Raw genomic sequence first — 18,464 nt, 5'->3', positions numbered from 1 at the left:
TTTCCAAAAGTTTTAAACTTTGGAACAGTTCATCGACACATATCTTTTAGAAACAGGCTCAATACTAAAAAACGCCTCGTAAATCGTACCTCCAAATGATTATCCAGCTTCAGTCCGATATTTCCGATTCCCAAAAAGAGAAACTGATCGCCAAAGTCAACGGCATCGGCTACAAGACCACCGAGGTGAAAACCCAGTTAGGCGACTACCTGATCGGTATTGGCAAAAACGAATTTGACATCCGAAAGATCGGTCAGATGGACGGAATCAAGGATATTCACATCGTCTCTGACGAGTACAAGTTGGTGTCCAAAAAGTGGAAGGCCAAGCCGACCTCAGTTGATTTGGGCGACAGCGTCTTCATCAAAGACGGTGAGATGGCCATCATCACCGGCCCCTGCTCCATCGAGACCGAGGAGCAGATTCGGAAAGTGGTTGATCACTGCGTGGAGAATGACATCAAGATGATGCGGGGTGGAGTCTTCAAGCCGAGAAGTAGCCCCTATGCATTCCGGGGACTGGGGATCGAGGGATTGAAGCTTTGGCACGACATCGCCTCCCAAGCTGGGATCAAGATCGTGACCGAGGTGATGCAGACCTCCCAGATCGAAGAGATGTATCCCTACGTCGATATCTATCAAGTCGGCGCCCGCAACTCGCAAAACTTCAATTTGCTCGACGAATTGGGGAAGGTCGATAAAGCGGTAATGATCAAGCGTGGGATTTCCGGGACGATCGAGGAGCTTTTGCAGTCTGCGGAGTATGTTTTTTCCGGAGGAAATGAAAAGCTAATCCTCTGCGAAAGAGGAATTAGAACTTACGAAAGGGCTTCCCGAAATACCCTGGATCTGAATGCGATTCCAATCTTAAAAGCAAAATCCCACCTGCCGGTGATCGTCGATCCATCGCATGGAATCGGCATCCGCGCGTATGTGCCTCAGATGGCCTTGGCAGGAGTCATGTCTGGAGCTGACGGGATCATCTACGAATCTCACGAAGTGCCTGATAAAGCTTATTCCGACGGTCAGCAGACGCTGGACTTCGCGCAAAGCGCAAGATTGACGAGCTGGATCCGTGAGAGCTTCGCCATGCGAAAAGGGTTTGAGTTGCTATAAAAATACCTAAGGCTGTCTGACAGGCGAGCCTTACTACTAGATCTTATTTAAATTTGACAGAGGCCGATTGCTGATCTTTCGGCCTCTGTTTTTTTTGCGCTGATTTTTTTAACTTAAGGTTTTAATTTTTTGAAAGATGAGATTCGCTGACTTTCCATTTTTGAGGTACCTCCCTTTTTTGATTGCGGGGGTTTTTCTTTCGCAACAAGGCTTTCCGGTTTCGATCCTTATTTCAGCTGTGCTGATCGGGCTCTGTTGGGTTATCTATGCGGTTTTTCTTTCTCGGAAAAAGAATTTCAATAAACTCGTTCCAGCTACTCTAGGTTATGGGATGTTGTTTCTCCTGGGTTTACTGCTTTCAGAAATTCAAAAAATCCACGCCGCCGATTCATTCGATCCGAGCTTGGAGTCTTGTGATTCCTATCTGGCAAGAGTCGGCAAGTTCGATGTGCCCAAGCCAAACTCCCAAGAAAATATTCTCGAAGTCGTCCAATTCAAAGACAGTCTGGGCTGGCACGACTCCAAAGGAAAAGTCCTGATCTATCATAAAGGCAAAAGTCAGCTTCTTCCCGGACAGGTGATCTTGGTAGACGGGGCTCCTGAGACCATCCCTCCTCCCATCTTTCCTGACGAGTTTGACTACCGCGGGTTTCTGGCGAGGAAGGACATTCATTTTCGACAATTTATAGGTGAGAAACATCTGTTGGTCGATTCTTCGGACACCGACTCACCAAAGTTTTGGCTGGAGAGGCTTCGAAAATCTCTTGCCGAAATCATCGCTGAGAAAGTACCTAACCCAGAATCCCGACAGATCGCAGCAGCTTTGCTTTTGGGGCAAAAGGAAAGTCTGGATCGGGAAATCCGAAACGCGTACGCTGAGACAGGAACCATGCACATCCTGGCCGTGTCGGGCCTGCACGTAGGGATTATCTATGCCATCTTGCTTTTTCCGCTGAAGGGCATTCGCCTAACCTCCAGACAGCGAAAATCCTACTTGGTCCTTGTGGTTGTCTTGATCTGGATCTACGCAGTCCTGACGGGTTTTTCGCCCTCGGTTATTCGAGCGGCCACGATGTTTTCACTGTTGACGGCGGGGCAGATGCGGGATCGGAAGCCTTCCCCATGGAATATTCTTGCCTTCTCGGCCCTGATCATGATCGTGATGGATCCGGCGGTCATCTTTGAAGTCGGGTTTCAGCTGTCTTACCTGGCAGTGGGGGGGATCTTGCTTCTTCAGCCGCTGATCCTGAGGTGGTGGCTCCCCCGCAATCGCGCTCTGGAATATATCTGGCAGATGACTGCCGTGAGTTTGGCTGCTCAGCTGGCTACCTTTCCCTTGTCCGTGCTGTATTTTCACATCTTTCCAAGCTACTTTTTGATCGCCAATCTGGTCATCATCCCACTTTCGTTTGTGGTGATGAATACCGGGATTTTACTCTTGGCGCTGCATTGGATTCCGTGGATTGGCGCTGGTCTTGGCTGGGCTGTGAACGGGTTGATTTGGTTTCAAAACTGGATCACGCGGACTATCCAGCAGTTTCCCGGAGGAAATATGGAACGGTTGACGATCACCTTTTCCGGGATGCTGCTGATCTGGGTACTGCTGATCGTCTGGGCAAACTGGGAGTGGGGTGACCGAAAGAAGCTGATCTACCTTTCTGCGTTACTTTTCTTTATCTGGTCGACAGACCAAGTGATCCGGGAAGTCAGGCGTCCGGCGACGGAGATTTTGATCTTTTCCGGAGAAAAGGGCATCCTGATGGACTTCAAAGTCGGAGAGAGCATTTATAGCTGGAATGAAGACTTCCCGCCCGAGCAAATCAGCTTTTCCATCGAGCCAAACCGGATTGCGGAGCATCGTCCTCAGATTCCTGAATCCGCCTTTGCCGTGGAGGAAGGTGAGGTGCTGTGGTTTCCATTGGGAGATTTTCGGTTTGACAAAGACTCGCGGAAATTCCGTTGGGGAAAAGACAAACCGATCCGAATTGAGCAGTTCTCATTCCCAAATTCATGGGAATCGTTGGCTTCCGATTCTCTGATCGCGAATAATGGGGCTTTTCGGATAGTTTTCTGAGAGGTCGCTTGGCAGTCGCATTTTATGCCTGTAATTTATCCTCCCATAGCTCAATATCCCCATGGCGACTGCTGTCCTGACTCATATCGAAAACCGAATAGGCTTCATTACCCTCAACCGTCCCGAGAAGCGCAATGCAATCAGTCCGGCAATGATCGGGGAATTGGGCAACGCTTTTTCGGCGTTTGAGAAGAATCTGGAGGTCAAGGTGGTCGTCCTAAGAGCCGAAGGCAAGGCTTTTTCTGCCGGAGCTGATCTTGCCTACTTGCAGGAAATGCAGGGCTATACTTTCGAAGATAATCTGGCTGACAGCCACCGTCTCAAAGCACTTTTTTCCCAGATCTACGAGTTTCCCAAGGTGGTCATCGCTCAGGTGCAGGGACACGCGCTCGCCGGAGGCTGCGGGCTGGTGACTGTCTGCGATTTTGCTTTTGCAGCCACGGAGGCCAAGTTTGGCTACACGGAAGCAAAGATCGGTTTTGTGCCGGCATTGGTTTCGGTGTTTCTGTCTGAACAGATCGGCCAGGCTCTGACGGCAGAGTTGCTGCTGTCAGGAGAGTTGATTACCTCGGTGAAAGCTGCTGAGTTGGGCATCATTACGGCAGAAGTATCTTCGAAGCTTTTGGAAAAAAGAACCTTAGAATTTGCGCAAAAGCTGGTTGATGAAAATTCTGCTTTTTCCATGCAGGAGACGAAGCGATTGCTGCGAAGCCTCGGGGAAAAGTCCCGCCATGAGGCCTTGGATCGCGCTGCCGAAGCAAATGCGAAAGCCCGGGGTGAGGCGGATTGTGTCAAGGGAATCGCGGCATTTCTGTCCAAGACTAAGCCCGACTGGTAATTGGAAACTCAGCTACTTCATATTCTCCGAGAGGTATTTGGGCTGGAGGATTTTCGTCCGGTGCAGAAGCAGGTCATCGATTCGGTGATGGAAGGGAAAGACACGCTGGCGCTTTTGCCGACAGGCGGAGGGAAAAGTCTCTGCTACCAAGTCCCGGCACTGGCCAAGGGAGGAATCTGTCTCGTCGTCTCGCCTTTGATCGCGCTGATGAAAGATCAGGTTGATCATCTCAAAACAAGGGGAATCAAAGCCGCAGCCATTTATTCCGGGATGAGCTACCGGGAGATCGACACTACGCTGGACAATTGCATCTACGGAGACTTTAAGTTCCTGTATGTTTCCCCCGAGCGGCTGAAGCAAGAATTGTTCATTGAGCGGTTTAAGCAGATGAATGTGAATCTGATTGCTGTGGATGAAGCGCACTGCATCTCCCAATGGGGGTATGACTTCCGTCCGCCCTATCTTGAGATTGCCGCCATCCGGGTCTATCATCCCAAGGTGAGCGTGCTGGCGCTGACGGCTTCAGCCACTGCGCAAGTCTGTGTGGACATCGTGGATAAGTTGGAGATGAAATCACATCGGGAATTCCATCAGAGTTTTTCCCGAAAAAATCTTAGCTACAGCGTCCGATTGGTCGAAAACAAACTGGAGAAAGGAATCGACATCCTCAACCGAATTCCCGGAACGGCTATCTGGTATGTGCGAAACCGCCAAGCTACCCAGCAGATCGCCAGAGCACTTTCGCAGCTGGGAATCTCCGCTGCCGCCTATCACGCGGGCCTGTCCAATGCCGATCGCGCCGATCGACAAGAAGCGTGGAAAGCCGACAGAGTCCGGGTGATGGTCAGTACCAACGCGTTTGGGATGGGGATCGACAAGCCCGATGTGCGCGTGGTGATCCACACCGATCTGCCCGAAAACATCGAAAACTATTATCAGGAAGCAGGTCGCGCGGGTCGGGACGGCAAGAAAGCCTTTGGCGTACTCTTGGCCAACGAGCAGGATTTTGAGCAGCTGACGACTCGGTCGGAGTTGGTCTATCCGCCGGTTGATTTCCTGAAGAGGGTCTATCAATGTCTCGCCAACTATTATCAGCTCGCTGTGGGCAGTAACATGCTCAGCAGCTTTGATTTTGAGCTGTCCGACTTTTGCAACACCTACGTGCTACCGGTGTTGGAGACTTTCTATGCGATCAAGGTGCTAGGGGAGGAGGGATTTGTGGAGATCAATGAGAGTTTTTTTTCGCCTTCAAGGGTTCATTTTCGGGTGGACCCCAGCAAGCTGTACGAGATCCAGATAGCCTACGCCAAGCTCGATCCGGTGGTCAAAATCCTGCTGAGAACGTATGGGGGAAATCTTTTTTCCGAATACATCAAAATCCAGGAAGGGAAACTTGCCAAATCCGTATCGATGAGCGAGGCGGATTTGATCAAAGCACTTGCCGAGCTGCAAAAATTGGAGGTGATGGACTATGATCAGCGTAAAGACAAGCCGCAGCTGACTTTTCTGACGCATCGCTATGACGCGGGCAAGCTTCCCTTCAATTATTCGAGGATTGCTGCAAGGAAAGAGCTCACGGTCGAGAAAGTCAAAAGTATCGTGGACTACACCCGCCAACACCGGATTTGCCGGACGCAGTTTATCCAGGAATATTTCGGAGAAAAGACCGATGTGGTTTGCGGAATATGTGATGTCTGCATTGAAGCGAAGAAAAGCCAAAGTCCTGACAGCCAAGAAGAGCGTTTGAAGCTGCGGATTATTGAAACTTTGGAGCAATCGGGCGGGTTATCGGAAGAGGATTTGTTTTCCAAACTCGGTAAGCCAAGGTCTGAGTCCCACTTGCGTCTGCTTCGCCAGCTGATCGAAGCGGGAGAGGTGAGTAAGTGTTCTGACAACGGTATTTTGCTAAAATCCCATGGGTAGTTTCTTCGATGATCTTTTCAAAAGTATTTTCAAGCCTTCGGAAAAATCTCCGGTCAAGGTCAAGGAAAACTTTGTGATCAAAAAAAGTGAACTTTCTGACCTTGCCGAATGGCTGGAATCCGAAGAATACGTCAATTTTCTGGCGTTGATTTACAAAAACTATCATTTCAAGCGAGCCGGTATCGATGTTCATCCGCAAGTTCATATATTAGATTCACCCTACGCCAACGGATTTGCGGTGACGTATGCAGAGCCGTTTGACCAGATATCATTTTCTCGGATTTTCTTGGCGCTTAGCCAGAGGATTCTAGCTTTGGGTTATGAGCAGGTGAGTTTGGATCGAAAGTTTGAGGAAATCAACGACCAAGTGAAGATGACTGAGAAGTTTTATTTCAAGCCGCCCCTTCAAATCCCGATTGAAGGAGAGTTGATTTCTCAGCTTTACGGGAATGTGACATTGGAGAAAGTGAGTGTTGACAATAAGCCCAGTTTTATCAAATTGCTGGCGTCGGTATATTCCGATCGCCTTTATCAAGAAGCCAAACCATTCGACCAGTTGATGGATCGGATCTTTGAAAAAAATTCAGATGGATAGAATTACGCTTAGAAACCAACTCGAAATCTACCGCACTCCCTACGAGGAAGAATCGGCCTTTATCTCTGATTTTGTGGAGCTGACCGATGATCCGACCGCCTATAAGCGGGAGCGCTTGGATGGCCATTTCACTGCCTCAGCCTGGGTAGTCAATCACGAACGTACACACACGCTGCTCACCCTGCACCGCAAGCTGGGCAGATGGCTACAGCTTGGCGGCCATGCTGACGGTAACGAAAACCTGATGGAAGTAGCTCTCCAGGAAGCTCGCGAGGAGAGTGGACTTACCTCCCTGAGCATGGTAGACTCCACGATCTTCGATATCGACAAGCACATCATTCCAGAGCGTCCGCACGTTCAGCAACATTTTCATTTTGATGTGAGATACCTTCTCGAGGCTGAGATCAACGAGCCTTTGCAGATGAGCAACGAAAGCATTTCTTTGGCATGGATCGCGTTTGACTCGGTGGTAGATATGATTGGCTACAATCCATCGATCCTCAGGATGCTCGAAAAGACCAGCAAATCGGAGATTCTCCTTTGAAGCAGAACTTAGACCCAGCCGGGTTGAGAAACGAAATCCCCTTTTTTACTCCGATCCAGATCCGGTTTTCGGATATTGACGGCTATCTTCATGTCAACAATGGCGTCTATTTCAGCTATTTTGAGCATGCCAGGGCGGTTTTCCTCTACGAAGTCTGTGGCTGGAATGTGATGATCATCGGGACTGTCGTCGGCAGGATCGAAATCGACTATCTGCGCCCCGTTCACTTGGAGGATCAGGTGGAGGCTCTGGTTCGCTGTACCAGGTTTGGGGATTCTTCTTTTGATCTAGAGCAGTTTTTAGTAGGCAAAGACAAAGGAGGGGCGGAACATGTCTTCGCCAAATGCCGCTGTGTCATGGTGGCTGTGGACATGAAGACGATGAGACCCGTGTCGATACCGGAAGAGTATAGATTGAAGTTGGCAGTGGTCTAAGTCGCAAATTCCCTATCTTTGCCGAAAATTTATCACGTGAAGAAACTTTGGGTCTTGGGCCTGCTAGCGGCGAGCCTTGTCGCCTGCAAGCCAAATGAGGAAGAACTGCTGAAAGCTGGGATTGAAAAAATGGACGCTCAGGCTTGGCCGGAAGCGGTGACACTTTTTGATCAGTTGCTGGAAATCAATCCCGCAAATGCCCAAGCACTGAATGCCAAAGGCGTGGCGTTGTTTCAGCAAGGCAAGCCCGAAGAAGCGTTGCCGGTTTTTGATGCGGCTATTCAGGCCGACTCGACCAGCTACAAGCCTTGGTTCAACCGTGGCAATGCCAAGATGGAGCTAGAGAAATACAAGGAAGCCCTTGCGGACTTCAATATCGCCAGCGCGCTTGATCCCTCTCAATCCGATATTTTTTTTAACAGAGGCACAGCGTTGCTGAACATGGAAGAATACGAAGACGCATTGTTGGACTTTCAGTCGGTTTTGGAGGCAACCCCCGATCAGGCGGAAGCTCACTTCCGTAAGGCAAAAGCGGAGTTGGGGATGAACGATCCCATCCATGGAATGGAATCTCTCACTAATGCTGTGAACCTCGATCCAAAAAATGCCGAAGCTTACTATCTGCTTGGTGTCACCCGAATGAGTGCTTTGGGGCAGAAAAACGAAGGCTGCGCTGATTTGAAGATGGCCCTTTCCCTGGGTTATGCTGAGGCGGAGACTTGGATCAAGGATTTCTGCGAGAAATAAAATGGCTCGAATTGGCAAAAACATAGACTTGGCCAAATCCTTTTTGGAGAAAGGGATGCTGGTGGGGATTCCCACCGAGACGGTCTATGGTTTGGCCGGAAATGCCTTGGACTCCGAGTCCGTAGCCTTGATTTTTGAAACCAAAAACAGACCTGGCTTTGATCCGCTGATCCTGCACACGTCGTCGCTGGAGCGGGTGGGAGATTTTGTGAGGACTTTTCCCGAGAAACTCAAAATGCTGGCTGAAACTTTTTGGCCGGGTCCTTTGACTTTGCTTTTGCCGAGAAAACCCGTCGTTCCGGATTTGGTTACCTCTGGTCTAGACCGGGTCGCAGTAAGAGTGCCAAAACACCCGCTGACTTTAGCGCTGCTGGAGGAGCTTTCCTTCCCTTTGGCTGCCCCGAGCGCCAATCCTTTTGGATACATCAGCCCCACAAGGCCTTCTCATGTGGAGGATCAATTGGGCCGGAAAATTCCCTATATCTTGGACGGCGGACCATGCACGGTTGGCTTGGAGAGCACTATCGTAGGACTGGAGGGTGAAGAAGTGGTGATCTACCGCTTGGGTGGATTAGAGATATCTGAAATCGAAAAACTCGTGGGGCCGGTAAAGATCAAAGACCACAGCTCGAGCAATCCCGCTGCGCCTGGACAGTTGGACAGTCATTATGCTCCACGAAAGCCCTTTGTGCTGGGAGATCTTCATCAGCTGATCGAAGAAAGAAAAGCCGAGGGAGTTGATTTTGCAGTGTTGAGTTTTTCGGAAAGTTTTCCTGCCTTGAAAACGGAAAAGCAGATTGCCCTCAGTCCGGACAGAAACCTGCACGAAGCCGCCAAAAACCTTTTTGCCGCGATGAGGACTTTGGATGAAAGTTCTGCAGCTGTGATCCTGGCGGAATTGATGCCGGAGACTGGCTTGGGCAAGGCAATCAACGACCGACTCAGAAGAGCGGCAGTGAAGTAAAAGTGGACTTGGGATTTTTGATTTTTTTAGCTTGACCAAAGCGTTTGGCTAATTTTTCTGTCCTTCAATTTTGAGATTTTTCTAACCCAAAACCCGAAATTGGGTTAACTTGAGGCTCTTTTTAAGAGAAGCCAGTCAAAAATCTATTAAACCAATCCTATGAGTTCAAACGTGAAAAATGTGGACAGCCTCAATTTTGCAGGCAAAAAGGCCCTGATTCGTGTGGATTTCAACGTGCCCTTGGATGATAAATTCAACGTCACGGATGATACCCGTATCCAAGCGGCTGTCCCTACTATCAAGAAAATCCTCAATGAAGGTGGTTCTGCCATCTTGATGTCTCACTTGGGTCGTCCCAAAGGCGGACCTGAAGACAAATATTCGTTGAAGCACATCATTTCTGCCGTGGAAGCTGCATTGGGAACCTCGGTTCAGTTTGCTTCTGACTGTATCGGAGAGGAAGCCGAGAGCAAAGCTGCCGCCCTGAAGGCCGGTGAAGTGCTTTTGCTGGAGAACCTCCGCTTCTACAAAGAAGAGGAAAAAGGTGATGTGGATTTTGCAGGCAAGCTTGCCAAGCTGGGAGATATCTACGTCAATGACGCGTTTGGCACAGCTCACCGTGCGCATGCATCGACTGCGGTGATTGCGCAGTTTTTCAAAGACAAAGTGGCCGGGTATCTGATGGAGTCCGAGCTGATCAATGCCGACAAGGTTTTGGGAAATCCAGAGCGACCATACACCGCCATCATGGGTGGAGCCAAGATCGCCGACAAGATCCTGATCATTGAGCGATTGCTGGATGTAGTAGACAATCTCATCATTGGTGGCGGTATGTCTTACACCTTTGCCAAAGCGCAGGGCGGGTCGATCGGGACTTCACTGTTGGAATCTGACAAGTTGGATTTCGTACTGGAACTGATGGAGAAAGCCAAGGCTAAAGGTGTGAACCTAATCCTTCCATTAGACACGGTGATTGCCGATGATTTTTCAAATACAGCCAATCAAGGCATCGCCAAAAAAGGCGAGATTCCTGACAACTGGATGGGCTTGGATATCGGGCCTGAGACCCGAGAACTGTTTGGAAAGGTGATTTTGGAATCCAAAACCATCCTTTGGAATGGCCCAATGGGCGTTTTTGAGATGGAGTCCTTCGACAAAGGAACCAAGGCAATTGCGGAATATGTAGCCGAAGCTACCAAGAATGGCGCCTACTCGCTGATCGGTGGCGGTGACTCTGCTGCCGCGGTCAATAAGTTTGGGTACACCGATCAGGTGTCTTATGTGTCCACAGGCGGTGGAGCATTGCTCGAGCACATGGAAGGTAAAGTGCTTCCGGGTGTGGCTGCTTTGGCAGAATGATCGATATAAACCGAAATAAAAAAGGCCGGCCGAGAAGCTGGCCTTTTTTGTTTACGGGCTCCAAGTGCGGTGAAGAACTGATGCTGTCAACTGCCTCGGGAAAGGATCAGGGAGATTTGCCCGGCATGGTGAGAATTATGAAAGAGAATATGTGAAAACAGCCGCATTTCTGGGACAGCCCCAAAAAACGGCGTGTCTACCGGCCGTGACCAATCCGATTCCGGTTTTGTCTTGACGAGATTTTCCAGCATATCAAATCCCATGGATACGTAGCCTTTGCTTTCTTCCAGATCAAAGGTTTGCCCCAGATCCTCCTGCCCCATGGTCGTGTTTGGGATTGTTGGCGGAACACCAAAAAAGTACCCAAACAAGTTCATGGTCTCCCCGATATGCCGGTAGACAAAGCCGATGCTGGCAGTCTTGGGATTTAGCCTCCAGGATAAGTTTTCCTGGGCGATTCTGTCAAAGGAAAAAGAGCAGGTGAGTTTGTTTTGCTCAATCATGTACAGCAGGAGATCCGGGGTCATGCTCATGGGGTTATCTGAAAAGGTTATAACTCAATTTCTACCAAGATAGGGAAGTGATCCGAAGGATATTTTTTCCCATAGTTATCGGTCAAAATTCCATGACGAATCACGTCGACTTTTCCGTGGACAAAGATGTGATCAATAATTCCATCTGGCATCCTTTCCCAGTCAAAGGCAGAAAATGATCCTTTTGGACCATAGGCCGGTATCTTGGACACCGATCGTGCATCCTTCCAGTCCGGGTTAGAGATGATCGTCTGATAGGCAGCATTGTCAGGCGTGACGTTGAAGTCCCCCATCCAGATCGTCGGTAGGTTTTCTTTATTGATTTCCTTGATTTTGGCAGCTACGAGTTTGCTGCTTTCTTCCCTGGCCTGCTGGCCGATGTGGTCATAGTGAATGTTGAAAATATAAAACCGCTTTCCGTCCTTGGCTTTAAATCTACCCCAAGAACAGATTCTGTTGAGGGAAGCGTCCCATCCTTTGCTCGGTTTTTCTGGTGTTGGAGAAAGCCAAAACGTGCCTGAATCCTCCAGTGTGTAGAGTTTGGGATCAAAAAGGATGGCTGTGTATTCTCCCTTTTCCGCTCCATCATCCCTGCCCACGCCAAGAAATTCATAGCCCAATCCTTCGCTCAGTTGCTTGACCTGATGGGAAAGACCTTCCTGTGTTCCAAAAAGGCCGATTTGGTGAAATTGGATGAGACTGATCACGTGCGGTAGGCGGTCTTTCCAGAGATTCCCGACATCATTTGGATTGTCGTAGCGAACGTTGAATGACGCGAAGCGATGAGTTTGCGCCGGGGAATCGAATGCTGTCCCAGCAGCCAAAACGAAGGCCAAGGCAAGTGTAAACAGGGTTTTGAAATGCATGAAATGTGAACTTATTGGTGAAAAAAGACTTATAACTTTAAAATTGCATGCTATTTTGATCAAATGAAATCGAGCATGACGGGGAATTCAGTTAAGAGAATTACCCTGTGCCGTGCGAGATTCCATCTGACAATTAAGAAACAATTACAGACAGATGAAATCGAGCAGGACGAAAATGTCACTCTTTGGGAGGATTATCAAAAATGCGAGATTCCATGTGGCCAAAAAACCATTATAATCACATGAAAACCTACTATCCCAAAGACCTGAGCACGGTTGAGATTCAGACAATTCTACAGGGAGCAGTGACTCCAAGGCCCATTGCTTTTGCGAGCACGGTGGATGGAGCCGGAAATGTAAACCTGAGTCCCTTTAGCTTTTTCAACATGTTCAGCGCGAATCCGCCGATTTTGATTTTTTCTCCTTCCCGTAAGGTGCGGGACAATTCAACCAAGCATACGCTGGACAACGTGCTGGAGGTACCGGAGGTGGTGATTCACATCGTGGGTTTTGATCGCGTGGAGCAGATGTCACTGGCAAGTACCGAGTACCCCAAAGGCGTCAATGAGTTTGAAAAGGCAGGACTGACTGCTGTGAAATCAGAGTTGGTAGCTCCTCCGAGAGTGAAGGAAGCGGCGGTAGCTTTGGAATGCAAGGTGATCGAAGTAAAGGCTTTGGGATCGGAGGGAGGAGCCGGAAATCTGGTGATCTGCGAAGTGATAGCGATGCATCTTTCCGAATCCATACTGGATGAACGAGGAGTAGTCGATCCGTATAAATTGGATCCGGTAGCCCGACTGGGAGGAAGTTGGTATTCCAGAATTACTCCAGATTCGCTGTTTCAGATCCCCAAGCCCCTTGCTAACCTGGGAATCGGGGTGGATCAGATTCCCGCCGAAATCCGGAGCAGCCCAATCTTGACCGGAAATAATCTGGGCAGGCTGGGGAACGTGAGGCACTTGCCTACTGCGGAGGAAGTTGCGGATCTTTCTCACTCTTCCGAACTGGCCGAAATGCGGCTTCGCTTCAAAAATGATGCGGAGTCCTGGCTTGATCACCTGCATCTCCGTGCGAAAGAAGAACTTGAAAGAGGGGATGCCAACGAGGCTTGGAAGTTTCTGCTCCAAAAGCAGTGAACGCAACGTCCGACGAAGTTGTCAAATCAAAAAAAATCCCGCCTTTCGAGCGGGATTTGATGTTTTATAGTCCGGAAACTTCAGCTTCGGCGTGGATCTTTTTGACCAATCCCTGGAGGACTTTTCCCGGGCCGCACTCTACGAATTGAGTAGCTCCGTCCTTCACCATGTTTTGAACCGATTGGGTCCACTTCACCGGAGCGGTCAACTGGGCAATCAGATTGTTTTTGATCTCAGTGACATCCAGGGTAGCTACCGTGCTGACATTTTGATAGATCTTGCATCCCGGAGCGCGGAACTCGGTTGCTTCGATGGCTTTTTGGAGTTTTTCTCTCGCAGGCTCCATCAGTGGGGAGTGGAACGCTCCGCCGACCGGCAGCGGGAGTGCTCTCTTGGCGCCGGCAGCTTTCATCAGCTCGCATGCGATCTCGATTCCTTTGATCGTACCGGAAATGACCAGTTGGCCTGGGCAGTTGTAGTTAGCCGGAACGACGATTTCGTCGGTGATGGAGGCACAGATTTCTTCTACTTTTTCATCAGCAAGGCCCAAGATCGCGGCCATCGTCGAAGGGGTGATCTCACAGGCTTCCTGCATTGCCATCGCACGCTGATAGACCAGCCTGAGGCCGTCTTCGAAACCAAGCGTGCCATTCGCTACCAACGCAGAAAACTCGCCCAGTGAGTGCCCTGCGACCATGTCCGGAACAAAATCGGGGGCCGTCTTCGCTAGGATCACCGAGTGGAGGAAAATGGCAGGCTGAGTGACATTGGTTTGCTTCAGCTCTTCGTCGGTACCGGCAAACATGATGTCTGTGATTCTAAATCCCAAGATGTCATTGGCTTGCTCGAAAAATGCTTTGGCAGTCGAGTTTTCTTCGTAAAGCGATTTTCCCATTCCAGGGAACTGGGCGCCTTGGCCCGGAAAAACAAATGCTTTCATATCTTATAATTAGTTTGATTTGGGTAGCCATCCCGTTGCTGTCGGGAGGAATTCGCGTTGCGAATATTCAATTCTCGGAGTGTCTCCAGAGAAATGCCGGATTTGATCTTTTGTTTTTTTGATTGGATAGACAAATATAGTCGTTTTCTGATTGTTCGTTTTTTGGAGATTGAGGCCAACTCAAAACAGTTTTCGCCCGGCGGAGACTCAATCAAGTCCTACAGGAATTTAGCTTTCTCTTCGGGAGTAGGCAGCCGGCAGGTGTTTTTTTTACCAAACCAACGGTAGCGATTTTTGCCGATCCAGTCATAAACGGCGTCTCTGATAGCCGGTGGAAAGATGATTAATCCATACAAAATCCGCCAAAGCCCTGGGAGCTTTTTGGCAATCCGGAGTGCAGCAGTACTGCGATAATAGATTTGGTCACCTTCGATGAGCACCAGCGAATCCAGGTAATCCGGATTGGTGTCAAATCTGGAAAGCAACTCCTTTCCTTCCGCTGACTGCAGCGCACCTACCCGAAATTGGTCCTTTTTGTCCCGCTGAAGGACGAAATCAATCGAGGTGTTGCAGAGGTTACAGACTCCGTCAAAGAGGATGACAGATTTAGCCCGGCTCATCTCAGAATCTGAATGGTGCCTTTCAGTTCTCTGGTTTTTTGACTCGGATCTAACACATCAAAACTCACCGTGCCGGAATAGAAATACGTGCTGGCCGGAAGCTCATTTCCATTTTTGTCTTTGCCATCCCAACGGATAAGGACGTCGTTCTCGTTGGATTCGAGGCTATTGTATCGGAACACTTCTGCACCCCAGCGGTTGACGATGAAAATCTCCACGCCAGTCACGAAACGGGGGCATTGTGAGAATGGATTGTCGAAGGCAATGAATAGGTCATTGTTTCCGTCACCGTTTGGAGTGAATGCATTGGGAAGGTTGTAAACTGGGCAGTTGTCCACGCAGACGACGTTGCTCGGCTCGCTTTCATTTCCAGAGCGATCTACTGCGGTGATGTAGTAGCATCCTCGGTAATTTGGGAGATTAGTAAGCGTGGTCTCCAAGTCCAGGGAACTAAGCTCGCTGACCAAGTTGAAGACGCCTTCTTCCCCATCAGGAGTGAAGTATAATTTGTAGCCACTCAGTTCGTCATCGCAGTCGCCGCTGAAATCAGGAACCCAACTCAGGTTGTGTTCAAAGGAGGTGCTGTTGCAAGGTTGTTCGGCGACGTATGCAGCGCACTCGGGCCCTTCAAATGTCAAGACCGGCGGGCAAGGTAGTCGGTTGTCATCAGGTTTTGCGCAGGTGATTTGGGATTTGTTTTCCAGAGGATATATCAGACCGGCCACGTTGTAAGCGCCCTTGGTGATGACATAGTAGCAGTAATCCAACTCTTTGACCAGCGGCATTCCGTTGAAACTTCCGTCGTCGAGGAACTTGAAGCCGCTGCTAGTGACATCCACTTCGGCGATTTTCACAAAGGTATCTGTGTCTGCGGCGCTTGGGTCGGTTCTGTTTCGGTAGACCTCGTGTTTGTATTCGCCAATTTGATTGTTCCAAGGGACATTAAAATTCCAATTGAGCTCTATCGCCTCGTTGATAATCGTCGGCTGTATCCAGACTGAAGAAGCGGCCGAAGAAGTGTCGATCTTGGTGTTGTTGTCCAGCAAAACCACGCGGTAATTGTACACAAGATTTTCAGTATTCAATCCGGTATCCGTGAACAGCGTGTCAGTAGTGATTCCCAAGGAAGTTCTGTTGGTGTTTCCTGTGAAGCCCTCGCTTCTTAGCAACTCATACTGGTAAGGACCCGGGAATTGGACTTTGTCGATATCATACGGTGGAGTCCACTTCACAAAGATCTCGCCCGTGGTGGGATCGGTTTCTTCTACGCTGACATTGGTGATGATGGGGACATCGACGTCGATGGTGATGCAAATTTCATCGGATACGATGCTTTCTCCGAGTCTTGGTTCTGGGAAAGCCGCTACCAAGCGATAGCAATAGGTGTTTCCCGGGGCGAGGCCTTCGCCGCCATTTAGATCAGCGAAACTGACGGTCTGCATATTGGTCGTGCCGATTAGCTCGTACCCGGCTCTGATTCCCGTTTCGCAGCTGTCTGGCTGATATGGATCGGAGTTGATCCTTCTCCAAATCTGCATTTCACTGGCAGAATTTCCACAGACATACGGATCCCAGTTGAGTTCCACCGTTCTGCCGGATTGTTGCTCCAGCTCATCCCAGACGGGAGGTGGGCCGACGACTTTAATTCTCCAGGTTTTGATGTCGACCAGCTTGGGGCCAGAACGAGGCTCGTCGGTGATCCGGACGCGGACTTCGTATTCACGGGCTCTGATGTGGTTGCAGACAGTCTGCCAACCAAAATTGACAATCCCCGGCTGTGGCTGATATTCGCTTTCGGGGGAATACGTCGCCGGAGAAGTGGTGATTTCCATCGGCTCACCAAAGACTTCAATCTTGACAGGATCTCCATCCGGGTCAGTTCCTTGGATGATTTCCTGGATCAACGTGCCCGCCTCGACGCAGAGGTCGTCAGGGAGAATCAACTCAGGTCTGCGGTTGTTGGAGTTTTCGATGATGATCTGCATGTCGCGCACGACGTAGCCGATCTGTTCATATTTCCCGTTGATCTTTCGCCATTCGATGATTCGAAAAGCGACGTTAAACTGGCCGGCTGTCCCAGGTGCGTCCCAGATCAAATCTCCAAATACAGGATCTATGCTCAGATAGGCAGGGGTTGTCCCGTCTTCTTGGCTAAAGCTGAATTCCGGGCTGGCGGGACTTCTGTAGTTGTTCACAGGTCTCTCAAGCTGCTGCTTCGGGATGTCCATCGCATAGGAAAGACTGTCGCCGTCCACGTCGTAAGCGCCTGGGTTGTGGATATAGCGGACGTTTATTGCACCGTTATCTACGGGCGGAATAGTCAGTACAGGCGAATTGTTTACCCCGATAAAAGGGTCAATGTTGATCTCGGTTTCTACATAAAAAGGCGTATTCACCGAATTGTCCATGTTGAGCGTCAGATCGTTTCGGTTGAATTCCTGAAAGCGGATCTTGTATTGACCAGGACCCTGAAATGTGTGCGTGACGACAAAAGTGTTTTTTTCGATCTGATCCCCCAGATCTTCTACAGAACTGAAGTCACTGGCCGTGTTTAATTGGTCTTCTCTACCGTCACCAAAATTAATCGTACCCGGTCCAGCGATGACACTGGATCTCGTATCAGTGTAGAGAACTACAGTGATCCTGTAGGTCAGGGTTTGGACAGAAATTCGCTCTGCTATGATTTCTCCGGCTCGGATGTGTGTGGCCCAGGCTGAGGAGATTCCCGCCACCAGATAGATTAAAAAAAATCCAAGGGAAAGTTTAAGCTTCATGTTTGGTTGACTTTGGTGATTCTTATCTGAAAACGGGATGGAATTCTAAAAGTTAGTTCCAAAATTCGTTACTCAGTGTTTACCTAGTACGAAATAAATGGAAGTAAGGAGAAATTCCCCGGAATTTCAAACTTTAAAAATAAACCGGCGGGAAAAGCCGCTATTCAGAGGCTAGTTGAACTAGCTGGAAAAAGCTATTTAGAACCTTTTAAAATAGTGAAATGGCGATTGATTGCTTTGTTTGCTATCCGTTCCAAATGTAAATTTGGCGGCATAACAAACAAAGACTTTCGTTTTAAACTAATCGCAAATTTGTATGAGCTGGGTTACAAAAACCTTGAAAAGCACCCTAGGCAGAAAGTTGATTATGGCTCTGACGGGCCTTTTTCTGATTCTGTTTTTGACTGGCCACGTTGCCGGAAACCTGCAGTTGTTCTACAACGATGGCGGTGAGGCATTTAACATCTATGCCAAGTTCATGACTACCAACCCTGTCGTCAAGATACTTTCCTATCTGACTTACCTCTCGGTGATTGGACACGTCATCTATTCTATCGGATTGAGTCGCCTCAACCAGGCGGCAAGGCCAGTCGGCTATGCGGTCTCCGGATCGTCTACCAACAGCTCCGCTGCTTCCCGCAACATGGGGATTTTGGGTACAATTATTTTACTGTTTTTGGTGGGGCATATGTACAGCTTTTGGTACCAGATGCACTGGGGAGCGATCCCTACCGTGACTTATGAAGGGGAGACTTACAAGGATCTTTACTCAGTGGTGCAGATTGCTTTCCAGCAAACCTGGATGGTCGTCTTGTATGTCATCGCAATGGGGTTTCTAGCCTTTCACCTTTCTCACGGCTTCGCTTCTGCATTCCAAACTTTGGGCTGGAATCACGCAAAATACTCCCCTGCGATCAGAGCAGTCGGTTTAGTTTACTGCATTGTGGTTCCGATACTTTTCGCAGCCATGCCAGTTTATATCTATTTCAACAGCTAATCAAC

General features: G+C 49.2%; 17 protein-coding genes. 12 read left to right on the top strand and 5 right to left on the bottom strand.

The window, feature by feature from the left end; translation table 11 throughout:
- Positions 1 to 95: 95 nt before the first annotated feature.
- The 10 genes from G459_RS0116690 to G459_RS0116645 all read left to right on the top strand — a co-directional run bounded on the left by G459_RS0116690 (position 96) and on the right by G459_RS0116645 (position 10,593).
- Entirely contained in the window at positions 96 to 1,115 is a 1,020-nt protein-coding gene (locus tag G459_RS0116690; RefSeq protein WP_026968666.1) for a bifunctional 3-deoxy-7-phosphoheptulonate synthase/chorismate mutase, read from the top strand.
- Between the two features lie 136 nt (positions 1,116 to 1,251).
- Positions 1,252 to 3,189: a ComEC/Rec2 family competence protein gene (locus G459_RS29080; RefSeq protein ID WP_026968665.1), complete on the top strand. Its 1,938-nt coding sequence runs from the start codon at positions 1,252 to 1,254 to the stop codon at positions 3,187 to 3,189.
- 61 nt (positions 3,190 to 3,250) lie between these two features.
- A complete protein-coding gene (locus tag G459_RS0116680; RefSeq protein WP_026968664.1) occupies positions 3,251 to 4,027 on the top strand; it encodes an enoyl-CoA hydratase/isomerase family protein in 777 nt (258 codons plus the stop codon).
- On the top strand, positions 4,028 to 5,950 hold the full coding sequence (locus G459_RS0116675; protein WP_026968663.1) for a RecQ family ATP-dependent DNA helicase: 1,923 nt from the start codon (positions 4,028 to 4,030) through the stop codon (positions 5,948 to 5,950). It abuts the gene before it with no gap.
- Positions 5,943 to 6,545 carry a hypothetical protein gene (locus tag G459_RS0116670; protein WP_026968662.1) on the top strand — a complete coding sequence of 201 codons (603 nt, stop codon included), beginning with the start codon at positions 5,943 to 5,945 and terminating at the stop codon, positions 6,543 to 6,545. Before G459_RS0116675 ends, G459_RS0116670 begins: the two co-directional genes overlap by 8 nt.
- Entirely contained in the window at positions 6,538 to 7,089 is a 552-nt protein-coding gene (locus tag G459_RS0116665; RefSeq protein WP_026968661.1) for an NUDIX hydrolase, read from the top strand. Before G459_RS0116670 ends, G459_RS0116665 begins: the two co-directional genes overlap by 8 nt.
- Positions 7,086 to 7,523 carry an acyl-CoA thioesterase gene (locus G459_RS0116660; protein ID WP_245588195.1) on the top strand — a complete coding sequence of 146 codons (438 nt, stop codon included), beginning with the start codon at positions 7,086 to 7,088 and terminating at the stop codon, positions 7,521 to 7,523. Before G459_RS0116665 ends, G459_RS0116660 begins: the two co-directional genes overlap by 4 nt.
- 36 nt (positions 7,524 to 7,559) lie before the next feature.
- Positions 7,560 to 8,270, top strand: coding sequence for a tetratricopeptide repeat protein (locus G459_RS0116655; RefSeq protein WP_035456237.1), 711 nt, complete (start codon positions 7,560 to 7,562; stop codon positions 8,268 to 8,270).
- Between the two features lies 1 nt (position 8,271).
- Positions 8,272 to 9,234 carry an L-threonylcarbamoyladenylate synthase gene (locus G459_RS0116650; RefSeq protein ID WP_026968658.1) on the top strand — a complete coding sequence of 321 codons (963 nt, stop codon included), beginning with the start codon at positions 8,272 to 8,274 and terminating at the stop codon, positions 9,232 to 9,234.
- Positions 9,235 to 9,393: 159 nt separating this feature from the next.
- The gene (locus G459_RS0116645; RefSeq protein ID WP_026968657.1) at positions 9,394 to 10,593 is read left to right on the top strand and encodes a phosphoglycerate kinase; all 1,200 of its coding nucleotides are present in this window, start codon (positions 9,394 to 9,396) and stop codon (positions 10,591 to 10,593) included.
- Positions 10,594 to 10,679: 86 nt separating this feature from the next.
- On the opposite strand, the gene G459_RS0116640 is transcribed toward G459_RS0116645, so the two are convergent.
- Both G459_RS0116640 and G459_RS0116635 read right to left on the bottom strand, forming a co-directional pair.
- The gene (locus tag G459_RS0116640; RefSeq protein ID WP_026968656.1) at positions 10,680 to 11,120 is read right to left on the bottom strand and encodes a DinB family protein; all 441 of its coding nucleotides are present in this window, start codon (positions 11,118 to 11,120) and stop codon (positions 10,680 to 10,682) included.
- A 23-nt stretch (positions 11,121 to 11,143) separates the two neighbouring features.
- Entirely contained in the window at positions 11,144 to 11,992 is an 849-nt protein-coding gene (locus tag G459_RS0116635) for an endonuclease/exonuclease/phosphatase family protein (RefSeq protein WP_026968655.1), read from the bottom strand.
- A gap of 242 nt (positions 11,993 to 12,234) precedes the next feature.
- Here G459_RS0116635 and G459_RS0116625 point away from each other — a divergent pair, with 242 nt between their 5' ends.
- Positions 12,235 to 13,128 (top strand): flavin reductase family protein, encoded by an 894-nt coding sequence (locus tag G459_RS0116625; RefSeq protein WP_026968653.1) that lies wholly within the window; start codon positions 12,235 to 12,237, stop codon positions 13,126 to 13,128.
- Positions 13,129 to 13,192: 64 nt separating this feature from the next.
- Here the strand turns inward: G459_RS0116625 and fabD are convergent, their stop codons facing one another.
- From fabD to G459_RS0116610, 3 genes are all read right to left on the bottom strand, one after another.
- A complete protein-coding gene (fabD, locus tag G459_RS0116620) occupies positions 13,193 to 14,068 on the bottom strand; it encodes an ACP S-malonyltransferase (RefSeq protein WP_026968652.1) in 876 nt (291 codons plus the stop codon).
- Positions 14,069 to 14,286: 218 nt separating this feature from the next.
- Positions 14,287 to 14,688 (bottom strand): thiol-disulfide oxidoreductase DCC family protein, encoded by a 402-nt coding sequence (locus tag G459_RS0116615; RefSeq protein ID WP_026968651.1) that lies wholly within the window; start codon positions 14,686 to 14,688, stop codon positions 14,287 to 14,289.
- Entirely contained in the window at positions 14,685 to 17,462 is a 2,778-nt protein-coding gene (locus G459_RS0116610) for a T9SS type B sorting domain-containing protein (protein WP_026968650.1), read from the bottom strand. The genes G459_RS0116615 and G459_RS0116610 overlap by 4 nt, the downstream gene beginning before the upstream one ends.
- 316 nt (positions 17,463 to 17,778) lie before the next feature.
- Here G459_RS0116610 and G459_RS0116605 point away from each other — a divergent pair, with 316 nt between their 5' ends.
- Positions 17,779 to 18,459, top strand: a complete 681-nt coding sequence (locus G459_RS0116605; RefSeq protein WP_026968649.1) for a succinate dehydrogenase cytochrome b subunit — start codon at positions 17,779 to 17,781, stop codon at positions 18,457 to 18,459.
- Positions 18,460 to 18,464: the final 5 nt, after the last annotated feature.

The sequence above is a fragment of the Algoriphagus terrigena DSM 22685 genome (genome assembly GCF_000429445.1).
GTDB classification, from domain to species: domain Bacteria; phylum Bacteroidota; class Bacteroidia; order Cytophagales; family Cyclobacteriaceae; genus Algoriphagus; species Algoriphagus terrigena.
Note: the sequence above shows the minus strand (reverse complement) of the source record. Positions and strands in the feature narration are given on the sequence as shown.